The organism is Prauserella halophila (assembly GCF_024171895.1).
GTDB lineage: Bacteria > Actinomycetota > Actinomycetes > Mycobacteriales > Pseudonocardiaceae > Prauserella > Prauserella halophila.
Genome location: NZ_JAMTCQ010000016.1, coordinates 39,741 through 52,114, shown reverse-complemented (window position 1 = coordinate 52,114; position 12,374 = coordinate 39,741). Strand labels below are relative to the sequence as shown.

The following is a 12,374-nucleotide window of genomic DNA, read 5'->3' as shown; positions in this document are numbered from 1 at the left end:
GTGCAACCGCACGCGAGGCGCGCGGGTGTCGAGGTTCAGGAACTGAACGCCGCGTCGAACGCGGCATCCGGTGGGTCGAACAACTGCTCGCGCACGTACCGCAGCGACTCGGGAGCGCCCCGCAGCCGGTCCATGCCCGCGTCCTCCCACTCGATCGAGACCGGACCGTCGTAGCCGATGGAGTTCAGCACGCGGAAACACGTCTCCCACGGCACGTCGCCGCGTCCGGTGGACACGAAGTCCCAGCCGCGCCTCGGGTCGCCCCACGGCAGGTGCGAGCCGAGCCTGCCGTTGCGGCCGTTGCCGGTGTTGCGCTTGGTGTCCTTGCAGTCGACGTGGAAGATCCGGTCCGCGAAGTCGACGAGGAACCCGGCTGGGTCGATGTCCTGCCACACCATGTGGCTCGGATCCCAGTTGAGGCCGAACGACTCCCGGCGCCCGATCGCGTCGAGGGTGGCCACGGTGGACCAGTAGTCGTAGGCGATCTCCGACGGGTGCACCTCGAGCGCGAACCGCACGCCCTCGGCCTCGAAGACGTCCATGATCGGGTTCCACCGATCGGCGAAGTCCTGGTACCCGGCCTCGACGAGCTCGGCGGGCACCGGTGGGAACATCGCCACGTACTTCCAGCTCGCCGAACCCGTGAAGCCGACGACGGTGTTCACGCCGAGTTGCGCGGCGACCCGGGCGGTGTGCTTCATCTCCTCGGCCGCGCGTTGCCGGATGCCCTCCGGCTCGCCGTCACCCCAGATCCGCTCCGGCAGGATCGCCTTGTGGCGCGCGTCGATCGGGTCGTCGCAGACCGCCTGCCCCTTGAGATGGTTGGAGATCGCCCACACGCCGAGGCCGTACTTGTCCAGGATGTCCAACCGGGACCGGAGATACGACTCGTCCTCCACCGCGCGCCAGACGTCGAGATGATCGCCCCAGCAGGCGATCTCCAGTCCGTCGTAGCCCCATTCCGATGCGAGCTTCGCGACCTCCTCGAACGGCAGGTCCGCCCACTGCCCGGTGAACAGGGTGACCGGTCGTACCATCAGACAACCTCCCTCGTCGTGCCTGCTGCCTTCGTCTCGTGTACGGCGACCCACTGGCTGCCTGCCGCCGCGCTGGCCTGCACGGCGGCGACCACCCGCTGCACCCGCAGCCCGTCGGCGAACGACGGCTCGGGGTCGGTGCCCTCCGCGATCGCGGTGAGCAGATCGGCGGCCTGGTGCGAGAAGCCGTGTTCGTAGCCGAGCAGGTGGCCGGGTGGCCACCACGCGCCGAGATACGGGTGCGTCGGCTCGGTGACGAGGATCCGCGTGAATCCCTGGGTCTCGGCCGGCGCCGAGGCGTCGTGGAACCACAGGGTGTTCATGTCCTCGAAGTCGAACGCCAGGCTGCCCTCGGTTCCGTTGAGTTCGATGCGAATGGCGTTCTTGCGGCCTGCGGCGTAGCGAGTGGCCTCGAAGGTGGCCATCGCGCCGCCGCTGAACCGGCCGTGGAACACCGCGGCGTCGTCCACGGTCACCCGGCCGGTGCCGTCGCCGTCGGGTAGTGGGCGTTCGGGGACGAAGGTGTCCAGCGTGGCGCTGACCCCGGTGATGTGCTCGTCGGTGAGGAACTGGGTCAGGTCGATCACGTGGGCACCGATGTCCCCGAGCGCGCCGGAGCCCGCCCGGGTGGCGTCGAGCCGCCACGAGTAGGGCGCGGCCGGGTCGGTGAGCCAGTCCTGCAGGTACTGCGCCCTGACGTGGCGCAGCGTGCCGATCCGGTCGTCGCGCACGAGTTTTCGGGCGAGCGCGAGTGCGGGAACGCGCCGGTAGGTGAATCCCACCATCGCCCGGACGCCCTCGGCGTGGGCTTGTTCGGCGGCCTCGGCCATCTTCTCGGCTTCGTCGACCGAGTTGGCGAGCGGCTTCTCGCAGAGCACGTGCTTGCCCGCCGCGAGCGCGGCGATCGCCATCTCGGCGTGCGTGTCACCGGGGGTGCAGATGTCGACGAGGCCGACATCGTCCCTGGCGATCAGCGCGCGCCAGTCGGTTTCCACGCTCTGCCAGTCGAACCGGCGGGCCATCTCCTCGGCCTTGGCACGGTCGCGCCCGCCGAGCGCGACCAGCCGGGGCTCCAGCTTCGGGTCGAAGAAACTCTTGGCATTACGCCACCCCTGGGAATGCGCCATCCCCATGAAGGCGTAGCCGATCATGCCGATCCCGATCGGCTCTCTGTCCACGTGCGTCATCAGCCCTCCCGGGGCGGTCGTTCGTCGGTGCGGCGGGTCAGGACTCGAATCCGAGCGGGAGGTACTCCTCGACGTTCTCCTCGGTCACCACAGGGGCGTTCAGCACGATCCGGCGCGGCACCTCGCGCTGCACCAGGTCGGACATGCCCTTGTCCTGGGCGAGCAGCCGCGCGAGGCGGACACCGTCGGCGGCCTGTGTCGGCGGGTAAAGCACGGTGGCTTCCATCTCGCCCTGCTGGATCCAGCGCATCGCGTTCTTCGAGCCGGCACCACCGATGAAGAAGAACTCGTCGCGGCTGGCGTTGTCGAAGGCGGCCTTGACACCCACGCCCTGGTCGTCGTCGTGGTTCCAGATGATGTCGATCTCCGGCACGGCCTGCAGCAGGTTCGATGCCGCCTGCTCGCCGGACTCCACGGTGAACTCCCCGGCCACCCGGTGGTCGACCTCCTGACCGCACTCCTTCAGCGCGTCCTTGAACCCGTCGGAGCGGTCCTGGGTCAGCGGCAGCGAGTCCGTGCCCGCGATCTCGGTCACCACCGCGTCGCCGCCGAGGTCGTTCTCCTCGACGAGATTGCAGGCGTAGGTGCCGGCCGAGACGCCCATGCCGTAGTTGTCACCGAGGATCGTGGTGCGGGCGGCGAACTCGCTGGAGAACTCGCGGTCGACGTTGACGACCGGGATGCCCGCGTCCATCGCCTGCGTGGCGACCTTGGTCAGCGCCGCGCCGTCCGTCGGCAGCAGCACGATCGCGTCCACGCCGTCGTTGATGAACGTCTCGATGTGGCTGATCTGCATGCTCGGGTCGTTGGTGCCTTCCGCGACCCGCAGCGTGACGTCCTCGTACTCCTCGCCCTCGGCGACGGCGGTCGAGTTGATCGCACCCAACCAGCCGTGGTCCGACTCCGGGCCGGAGAATCCGATGACGACTTCCTTGCCCGGGTCGTCGTTCGAGCTGACCGCCCTCGGGTCGGTGTTGGTGGTCTCCTGCGAGGCCGGTTCGTTACTGGTACAGGCGGTGGTGAGCAGGGCGAGGGCCGCGATCGCGCCGGTGGCACGAAGGAGTCTGCTGCTGCGGTGCGGCATGGTTCTCTCCTCGGGAGTGGGTTCCGATGTGTGTCGCGTAGGGAGTAGCGCGGTTGTGTCGCTCAAGGAGTCGCTGGTCACGGCGGGGAGCCGTTGCGGGCCGCGACGCGCTGTTGCAGCAGCACGGCGACGACGATGATCACGCCCTTCGCCACGGCCTGGGTGGACGTGTCGAGGTTGTTGAGCGTGAAGACGTTGGTGAGCGTGGTGAAGATCAGCACGCCGAAGACGGTGCCGACGATCGTGCCGCGACCGCCCGAGAGCAGCGTCCCGCCGATGACGACGGCGGCGATGGCGTCGAGCTCGTAGAGCATGCCGTGCGTCGAGGTCCCCGCGGTGGTGCGCGCCAGCAGCATCACCGCGGCGAGTCCACATGCGACACCCACGATGACGTACAGCAGCGTGGTGTGGCGCTTGACGTTGATTCCCGCCAGCCTCGCGGCCTCCGGATTGCCGCCGACGGCGAGGGTCCGGCGGCCGAAGGTGGTGCGGTTGAGCAGGATCCAGCCCGCGACGGCGACCACCGCGAAGATGATCACGAGCACCGGGATGCCGAGCACCCTGCCGCCGATGACGTCGATGAAGTCGCTGACCGTGACGACCTGCGTGCGCTTCTGCGCGATGATCTCCGCGAGGCCGCGCGCCCCGGCCATCATCGCCAGCGTGACGATGAACGCCGCCATTCTGCCGTAGGCGATGAGCGCCCCGTTCACGAGGCCACATCCCGCGCCGACCACCAACGCCGTGGTGACCATGACGATCCAGTGGGTGTCCGTCGCGAGCGTCTGCGTGGCGAGGGTCGACGCCCACACCGACGACAGCGCCACGATCGCACCGACCGACAGGTCGATACCGCCGCCGGTGATCACGAACGTCATACCGACGCTCACGACGCCGATCACCGACGCGAGACGCAGGATCGTCATGAGGTTGTCGAAGCTGACGAACCGGTCGCCCGCGGTGATCACACCGACGACGCACAGCAGCAGCAGCGCAAACACCAGACCGAGGTTGCGCCCGGCAGGACCGGAGAACATCGCGGTGACGCGGCTCAACGGCCCGTCGGTGTGCCCACCGGGCGCGCCGGCGCCGGTTCTCTCGTCGGATGCGATCGTCATGCCGCGTCTCCTTCCATCACCATGTCGAGCACCTGGTGCTCGTCGATCTCGTCGGCGGGACCGTCGTGGAGGAGGGCGCCGTCGGAGATCACCAGGACCCGGTCGGACAGCCCGATCACCTCCTCGATCTCGCTGGAGACGACGACGACCGCGATGCCGCGTGCCGCCAGATCCCTGATCAGCGCGTAGATCTCCGACCGCGCGCCGACGTCGACGCCGCGTGTCGGTTCGTCCAACGCCAGCACCCGGCACTCCCGCAGCAGCCAGCGGGCCAGCACGACTTTCTGCTGGTTGCCGCCGGAGAGCGTGCCCGCGTGCCGCTCCGCGTCGGCAGGCCGCACGTCGAGAGCGCGAACCTGGTCGTCGGCCGCTCGCCGCTCGTCACGACGGTTGACGAAACCACCGCGGGCGAACCGGCCCAGGCTGGCGAGCGATATGTTGCGCGCCACCGACTCGTGCAGCACGAGTGCCTGACTCTTGCGTTCCTCGGGGCACAGCCCGACGCCCGCGGCCACCGCGGCACCGACCCGGCCCGCGCGCAACCGGCGTCCTGCGACGGACACCGTGCCCGCCCGGGCTTTGCGCGCGCCGTAGATCGTCTCCAGGATCTCCGAGCGACCGGAGCCGACCAGCCCCGCGAGGCCGACGACCTCCCCGGCGGCCACGGTGAACGACACGTCGTGGAACTCCCCCGGCCTGCTCAGCCCCGACACCTCGAGCACGGTGTCGCCCAGTTGCCGCTCCGGCCGTTCCGGGAAGACGTACTCGATCGACCGGCCGGTCATCAGCCGGATGATCTCCGATGTCGGTGTCTCGGCCGCCGCGAGGCCGGTGGCGGCGGTACGCCCGTCCTTGAGGACGGTGACGCGGTCGCCGATCTCGCGGATCTCCTCCAGCCGGTGTGAGATGTAGACGATCGCGACACCCTGCGCCGCCAGTTCGCGGATCACGCCGAACAGCCGGGTGACCTCTTCCTGGTCCAGCACGGCGGAGGGTTCGTCCATCACGATCAGCTCCGCCTCGTGCGACAGTGCACGGGCCATGCTCACGATCTGCTTTCCCGCGGCCGGCAGTCGCCCCACCTCGACGTCGGGGGCCACCTCGGGATGACCAAGCCGACGCAGCAGCTCAGCGGCTGAGCGGTTCGCTTCGGTTCGCGTGACGACGCCCCATCGCGCGCGCTCGTGCCCGAGGTAGATGTTCTCCGCCACGGTCAGCCCGTCGACCAGGTCGAGCTCCTGGTAGATCGTGGCGATCCCGTGGTCGATCGCGTCCTGCGGGTTGGCGATGCGGATGTCGTCGCCGTGCCAACGGATCGTGCCGCCGTCCGGCTGGTGCGCCCCGGCGAGAACCTTGATCAGCGTGGACTTGCCTGCGCCGTTCTGCCCCAGCAGGCAATGGACGTCGCCCGCCCGCACCTCGAGGTCGATGCCGTCCAGCGCTTTCACGCCGGGGAAGTGCTTGACGATGCCACTCATCCGCAGCAGGGGTTCCTGCCCGGCATCGGCTGTGATCTCGCTCTCCCTTGAGCTCATGACTGGGGACCCTAGGCTCACTTTTGCATGAGCGTCAATCAAAAGTTCACTAGTTGCATCCAAATGGCCGCATATCCGGCGTGAGAAGCCAGGGGTGTTCTAGTGTCGGGCTAGCGAATTCTGCTGACGAGGGGAAGGAAGGCGATCACATGACGCGGGGGGAGCTGTCACCGGCAGGTACGGCGGCGCTGTTCCAGTTCCTGCGCGACGGGCGGCCACGCACCCGCGCCGAGCTGTCCGCCGAGACAGGCCTGGCACGCTCGACCGTCGCCGAGCGCATCGACACCCTGCTCAGCTCAGGTCTGCTGAAGTTCAGCGACAAGGCCAACTCCACCGGCGGCCGTCCGCCGACGACGGTCGCCTTCAACCCGGCCGCCAGGGTGGTGCTCGCCGCCGACATCGGCGCGACACACGCCAAGCTCGCGGTCACCGACCTCGCGGGCGACGTGCTGGTGGAGGAGGACAAGGTGCTCGACATCGCCAACGGTCCCGAGATCGTGCTCCGGGAAGTGTGCGACCGCGGCCGCGCGCTGCTCACGCAGGCCGGGCGGGACGAACGCGATCTGCTCGGCGTCGGCATCGGACTGCCCGGACCTGTCGAGCACCTGTCGGGTAAGCCGGCCAATCCGCCGATCATGCCCGGCTGGGACGGGTTCGACGTCCCCGCGTTCGTGCGCGGTGAGCTCGGGGCGGTGACGCTGGTGGACAACGACGTCAACATCATGGCGCTCGGTGAGTACCGCGCCCACTGGGCTGAGCACGAGCACATGGTGTTCGTGAAGGTCGCCACCGGCATCGGCAGCGGCCTGATCAGCTACGGCCGGCTGCACCGGGGGTCGCAGGGCGCGGCAGGCGACATGGGGCACGTCCGGGTGCCGCACGACACCGACGTCCGCTGTCGCTGTGGCAATGTCGGATGTCTGGAAGCCGTCGCCAGCGGAGCGGCGATCGCGGCGAAGCTGACCGAGGCGGGTGTCCCCGCGACCAGCAGCGCCGACGTCGTCACGCTCGCCCGCAACGGCTCGGTGCCCGCGTTGCAGTACGTCCGGCAGGCCGGCCGCGACATCGGAGAGGTCCTCGCGACGGCGGTCAGCCTGTTCAACCCGTCCGTGCTCGCGGTCGGGGGCGCGCTCTCGCTGGCGGGTGAACACCTGATCGCCGGAGTGCGGGAAGCCGTCTACCAACGCTCCCTACCGCTGGCGACGCAGAACCTGCGCATCGTCCCGCTGCACTCCGGCGACGAGGCCGGTGTGTCCGGTGCGGCGTTCATGGTGATCGATCATGCCCTCGCGGCCGGTCAGGTGGAGTCGCTGCTCACGCAGTGAGCCGTGGCGCGCGGGAATCCTCGTTGGAGGGCGGGCCGGGACGTCCCGCGCCCGTCGTGGCCGTGCGGTGTTTCGCCTACGACGGGCCGGCAGCCGCGGCCGCGGTCGGTCGAGCAGGGAGGCTGCCCCTGCCCGCGCGCAGCTGTGCCAATGTCAGGACCCGCAGGCTCCGGTCAGGTGAGTGGTTGACGCGCCTTCAGCCGGCCGGGGGCTTCATCGTCCCCGGGGAAGTATCCATCCCGGCTCGGCCACGCTACTGCGGTGTCGCCGGTATGGGGGTTGGTCGCGAGCACACGGTCACCGAGCTCGACCTCCTCGATCGACCGAGAAGTCCCATCGGCCGTCAACACCACGGTGCTGAACCGCGCCGGGGTTCAGTACGACCCGCACGACGTCCTCACGAAACTCACGCGGATACGGCTTGGGCACAGCAACATTCGTCCACGCCTACATCTCAGCAAGCGACATCAAATGCCACAGAACCCTTCAGCAGCCCCAGATACTCCGACTCTCGACCGTCGTGCCGGGTGACTTTCGACGTCCGCCCAGCCGCGTCCCACTCGAGTTGCTGCGGTGAACCGCCGACATTACGGGAGGTCATGTTGCCAGCCGCGTCGTACGCGTGGAAGGAGTGAACGCGGTCGTCAACCGCTGCAGGCCCAGACAGCTCGGCCTCACGTTCCGGAATCGTCACCTCGACGCGGGTAGGCCGTAGCGCGTTGTCGTACCAGCCGATCTTGCGGGTGTACGCCTGACCGTCAACGAATCGGGTGGCCTCATCCACCAAGCCGGTCTTCAACTGGTCATAGGTCCAGGATGCCGTCGACGTCGCTCAACATCAGCGCCGAGACCGAGCCCGGCTCGGTGGACGTCAGCGAACAGTTCGGCCACCGATCACTGCTCCCCTCTCCAGGGTGGCGGCGGGTGCGCCGTCGACGGTCGTCGCGTGACAGGGCCGGTCCGCATCGCGGAGCTCGGCACCGCGGCGGACAATGCGGAGGCATGAGAGGTCCTGCGAACAGGGATGAACTGCACGCCTTGGCCGACCCGGCTCTCGAGCAGCACTTCCTGGTATCGCCCGACAAGCTCACCATGCTCGTCGACGCGGCCGGCATCCGCCCGAGCGATACGGTGCTCGAGGTCGGAGCAGGAGCAGGCACGGTGGCGCGCGCCATGCCGCCCTGCGCCGGCCTGACCGTCGTGGAACTCGATCCGCGGCTGCTCGAGGCACTCCGGCGGGCAGTACCACATGCACACATCCGGCAGGGCGATGCGCTGCAGCTCGTGCACGAGCTGCGTTACGACGTGCTGATCGGCAGCCTGCCCGACGTCGTCACCGAATCGCTGATCGACCTTCTGCCGCAGCTCTCGTTCCGCACGGCCGTGCTCGCCACCGGCCGGGACTCCGACTTCGGCAGGCTTCCGCCCGAGTTCACGGTCACCGAGATCACCCGCATCGGCGGTGACGACTTCAGCCCGCCGCAGCCGAGCATGTCCCGCATCGTGCGGGTCGCGCGTCGCACCTGAAAGCGTTCCCGGGCCCGCGCCGGTGCTCCGGTTCGCGGAGAGCACCGGCGGCCGGCAGCGCCATCGGCCGCCGGCAGCGCCACCGGCGGCCGGTCCACGACACCGTCACGGCGCCCGGTGCCGACGCGCTCGGTCGAACGGACCTGCCGAACGACAAGGGGCGGGCCGGGACCGAACTGCTCCCCGGCCCGCCCCTCACGTGCGGTGTTCGGCCGCGCTCAGCCGAGTCCGGCGGCGAGCCTGCCCGACAGCAGCTGCGCGAACCGGTGCGGATCCGGCAGCTCCTCACCCTCGGCCAGCAGCGTCGTGCCGTACAGCAGCTGTGCGACCTCCGGCAGCGACGGGTCGTCCGCATTCTTCGCGTGCGAGTCGCGCAGACCCGTCACGAGCGCATGCTCCGGGTTGATCTCCAGGATGCGCTTGACGTCCGGCAGCGGCTGGCCCAGCTGGCGGTAGATCCGCGCCAGCTCGGGGCTCAGGTCGCCCTCGTCACCGACGATGCACGCGGGCGACGTCGTCAGCCGCGACGACAGCCGCACGTCCTTGACCTCGTCCGACAGCGCCTCGCGCAGCCATTCCAACAGGCCGGCGAACTCCTCCTTGACCGACTCGTCGGTGGAGTCCTCGCCCTCACTGTTTCCGTCCAGGTCCACCTCGCCCTTGGCGATGGACCGGAACGTCTTGCCCTGGAATTCGGCGCCCGAGTCGACCCACATCTCGTCGACCTGGTCGGTGAGGATCAGCACCTCGATGCCCTTGCTGGTGAAGGCCTCCATGTGCGGCGACTTCTCCACCATCTCGCGCGACTTGCCGGTCAGGTAGTAGATGTGCTCCTGACCCTCGGGCATGCGCTCGATGTACTCGGCGAGCGTCGTCTGCTCGTCGGCCGCGCGGGTCGAGTCGAACGAGGCGATCTCGAGGATGTCGGACCGGCTGTCGGGGTCGGTGACCAGCCCCTCCTTCACGCACGTGCCGAACTGACTCCAGAACGTGCGGTACTTGTCCCGGTCCGCCGTGTCCTCGGACTTCACCAGGCCCGCGACGGTGGACAGCACCTTCTTGGCGAGCCTGCGCCGCATGGCGCGGATCTGACGGTCCTGCTGCAGGATCTCGCGCGAAACGTTCAGCGACAGGTCCTGCGCGTCGACGACACCCTTGACGAAGCGCAGGTACTCGGGCATCAGCTCTTCGCAGTCGTCCATGATGAACACGCGCTTGACGTAGAGCTGCACCCCGCGCTTGGCCTCGCGGGTGAACAGGTCCATCGGTGCGCGCGAGGGCAGGAACAACAGCGCCTGGTACTCGAACGTGCCCTCGGCATGCAGCCGCATCGTCTCGAGCGGGTCGGACCAGTCGTGACTGATGTGCTTGTAGAACTCGTTGTATTCCTCGTCGGTGACCTCGCTGCGCGGGCGCGCCCACAGCGCCTTCATCGAGTTGAGCGTCTCGGACTCGACGACGGTCTCCTCGGACTCGCCGTCCTCACCCTGCTGCACCCGCTCGACGTCCATGCGGATCGGCCAGGCGAGAAAGTCCGAGTAGCGGGTGACGATCTGCCGCAGCACACCGGTCTCGGTGTAGTCGTGCATCCCGTCGTCGGTGTCGACGGGCTTGAGGTGCAGCGTCACGGCCGTGCCCTGCGGCGCGTCGGGCACGTCGGCGATCGTGTAGGTCGCCTCGCCCTCGGACTCCCAGCGGGTGCCCACGGCATCCCCCGCCTTGCGCGTCACGACGGTGACCTTGTCGGCCACCATGAACGCCGAGTAGAAACCCACACCGAACTGGCCGATGAGGTCGTTGCCCTGTGCCTCCTGCGCGGACTTGAGCTTTTCGAGGAGCTCGGCCGTCCCGGACCGGGCTATCGTGCCGATCAGCTCGACGACCTCCTCGCGCGACATCCCGATGCCGTTGTCGCGCACGGTCAGGGTGCGCGCGGCCGGGTCACGCTGCAGCTCGATGTGCAGATCCTCGGCGTCGACGTCCAAGTCCTTGTCGACGAGCGATTCGAGTCGCAGCTTGTCCAGCGCGTCGGACGCGTTGGACAGCAGTTCCCGCAGGAACACGTCCTTGTCCGAGTAGATCGAATGCACCATCAGCCGCAGCAGCTGCCGCGCCTCGGCTTGGAACTCGTGCGTCTCGGCCTGCTCCGACTCCACTGGCTGCTCCGCCATCGGCGATGGACCCCCTTGGGTGACATGACTGGTGATGTGACGTTGGCGGCGATGCGCCGCCCCCAATCATCACCGACGGGTGAAACGCGCGGTCAGCGCCCCTGCCTTCCCGGCCGGAGCGCCGACCGCACGCGGACCGCGGCGACCCGCCACCGCCTGCGCAGTCGCCTGCGCAGTCGTCTCAGTGCGCGTGCACCACGCCGCTGAGCTCGTTCGGAGCGGACTCGAGATCGGCGGTCGCCCTCGTCTCGCCGGAGTCGAGATCCACGGCGTGGAGCTGCTGCTTCTCCGGATCCGACACGTAGGCGGTGTCGCCGCGCACGAAGAGCGCGGGCCGCGGCTGCTGCCACTCGATCGGCTCCGACCACTCCTGCTCGAGCACGTCGATCGACTCGGTCAGCTGACCGCTGCCGGGGTCGACGACGTGGATCCTGCCGTCCGTGCCGAGCACGAGCGCTTCACCCTCCGGGCCCCGCGCGAGCGAGCGGAACGTGTAGCTGGCGGGCAGGTCGACCCGCTGCAGCTGCGCGTTCTCGGTGTCGACGAGCGAGAGCTGCGTCGGCCGCTCCAGTTCGGCGTCGGCGTCCTGTTTGTAGTCGCCCAGCGCGATCGGAGACTCGGGCGATCCCGCCTGGTTGCCGATCCGGCCGTACTCGGTCGGGCTGTCGACCTTCGTGATCTTGCCGTCGCGGTAGATCAGGACGCCGTCCTCGCAGCCGACCGCGATGGCACCGCCCTGCGCGGCCGATTCGCCGTGCACGCCGGGGCAGTCCTCGTTTCGGGTGATCTCGGCGCGGCTCTCGTCGAGGATCGCGATGCCGCCTCGTTCCTCCTCGTTGCCGACGGTGACGAGCATGCCACCGTTGTCCAGCTCGACGGCCACCCCGTGGTGCGGCTCCTCGGTGCGGTACTCCTTCGTCTCCGGCTTGCCGTCGCCGAGGTCGTGCGGGTCGAAGCTGCGCACCTGGCCGGTGCCGTCGGTGAACAGCACCGTGCGGCCCGCATGGCGCACGACGTGGCCGGGCTCGGCGCCACCGAACGTGACGTCGGTCAGCTGCCCGCCCACCGCGTCGAGTACCCGAAATCCGTCCGACGTGGACACCATGAGGTGCCGGTCGTCGCCTGCCGGGTTGATCCGGTTGAAGCCTTCCAGCGGGATGTCGGCCTGCACCTCGAGCGTGTCGCCGTCGAGTACGTAGATGCCGCCGTCGTAGGTGGTGACCACGGGTTCGGTGATATCGGCGCCACCGCCCTGCTCACCGCCGCCACCGCCCTGGCTCGCCTGCTCGTCCGTGCCGCAGGCGCTCACCGCGACCATCGCGGCGGCCGCCGACGCCGCGGCGATTCTCCTGGTCCGGGTCGTACTCGTCATCTCTTCTCCTTCTGGTGG

The 12,374-nt window shown here is 69.0% G+C and carries 10 protein-coding genes; 2 read left to right on the top strand and 8 right to left on the bottom strand.

Annotated features, from left to right (window positions below; translation table 11 throughout):
* Nucleotides 1-35: 35 nt before the first annotated feature.
* The 5 genes from LY41_RS23000 to LY41_RS22980 all read right to left on the bottom strand — a co-directional run bounded on the left by LY41_RS23000 (nucleotide 36) and on the right by LY41_RS22980 (nucleotide 5,961).
* Nucleotides 36-1,037, bottom strand: a complete 1,002-nt coding sequence (locus LY41_RS23000; protein ID WP_253866551.1) for a sugar phosphate isomerase/epimerase family protein — start codon at nucleotides 1,035-1,037, stop codon at nucleotides 36-38.
* On the bottom strand, nucleotides 1,037-2,224 hold the full coding sequence (locus LY41_RS22995) for a Gfo/Idh/MocA family protein (protein WP_253866549.1): 1,188 nt from the start codon (nucleotides 2,222-2,224) through the stop codon (nucleotides 1,037-1,039). Before LY41_RS22995 ends, LY41_RS23000 begins: the two co-directional genes overlap by 1 nt.
* Nucleotides 2,225-2,261: 37 nt before the next feature.
* Entirely contained in the window at nucleotides 2,262-3,308 is a 1,047-nt protein-coding gene (locus tag LY41_RS22990) for a substrate-binding domain-containing protein (RefSeq protein WP_253866548.1), read from the bottom strand.
* A gap of 77 nt (nucleotides 3,309-3,385) precedes the next feature.
* On the bottom strand, nucleotides 3,386-4,345 hold the full coding sequence (locus LY41_RS22985; protein WP_253866722.1) for an ABC transporter permease: 960 nt from the start codon (nucleotides 4,343-4,345) through the stop codon (nucleotides 3,386-3,388).
* Between the two features lie 77 nt (nucleotides 4,346-4,422).
* A complete protein-coding gene (locus LY41_RS22980) occupies nucleotides 4,423-5,961 on the bottom strand; it encodes a sugar ABC transporter ATP-binding protein (protein ID WP_253866546.1) in 1,539 nt (512 codons plus the stop codon).
* Nucleotides 5,962-6,110: 149 nt separating this feature from the next.
* Between LY41_RS22980 and LY41_RS22975 the strand changes: the two genes are divergently transcribed.
* The gene (locus LY41_RS22975) at nucleotides 6,111-7,286 is read left to right on the top strand and encodes an ROK family transcriptional regulator (protein WP_253866544.1); all 1,176 of its coding nucleotides are present in this window, start codon (nucleotides 6,111-6,113) and stop codon (nucleotides 7,284-7,286) included.
* Nucleotides 7,287-7,740: 454 nt separating this feature from the next.
* On the opposite strand, the gene LY41_RS22970 is transcribed toward LY41_RS22975, so the two are convergent.
* Nucleotides 7,741-8,070: an RHS repeat domain-containing protein gene (locus LY41_RS22970; RefSeq protein ID WP_253866542.1), complete on the bottom strand. Its 330-nt coding sequence runs from the start codon at nucleotides 8,068-8,070 to the stop codon at nucleotides 7,741-7,743.
* Between the two features lie 218 nt (nucleotides 8,071-8,288).
* Here LY41_RS22970 and LY41_RS22965 point away from each other — a divergent pair, with 218 nt between their 5' ends.
* Nucleotides 8,289-8,813, top strand: coding sequence for an rRNA adenine N-6-methyltransferase family protein (locus LY41_RS22965; protein ID WP_253866540.1), 525 nt, complete (start codon nucleotides 8,289-8,291; stop codon nucleotides 8,811-8,813).
* Nucleotides 8,814-9,031: 218 nt separating this feature from the next.
* On the opposite strand, the gene htpG is transcribed toward LY41_RS22965, so the two are convergent.
* Nucleotides 9,032-10,984, bottom strand: a complete 1,953-nt coding sequence (gene htpG / locus LY41_RS22960; protein WP_253866538.1) for a molecular chaperone HtpG — start codon at nucleotides 10,982-10,984, stop codon at nucleotides 9,032-9,034.
* Nucleotides 10,985-11,165: 181 nt separating this feature from the next.
* Nucleotides 11,166-12,356 (bottom strand): zinc metallochaperone AztD, encoded by a 1,191-nt coding sequence (gene aztD / locus LY41_RS22955; RefSeq protein WP_253866536.1) that lies wholly within the window; start codon nucleotides 12,354-12,356, stop codon nucleotides 11,166-11,168.
* Nucleotides 12,357-12,374: the final 18 nt, after the last annotated feature.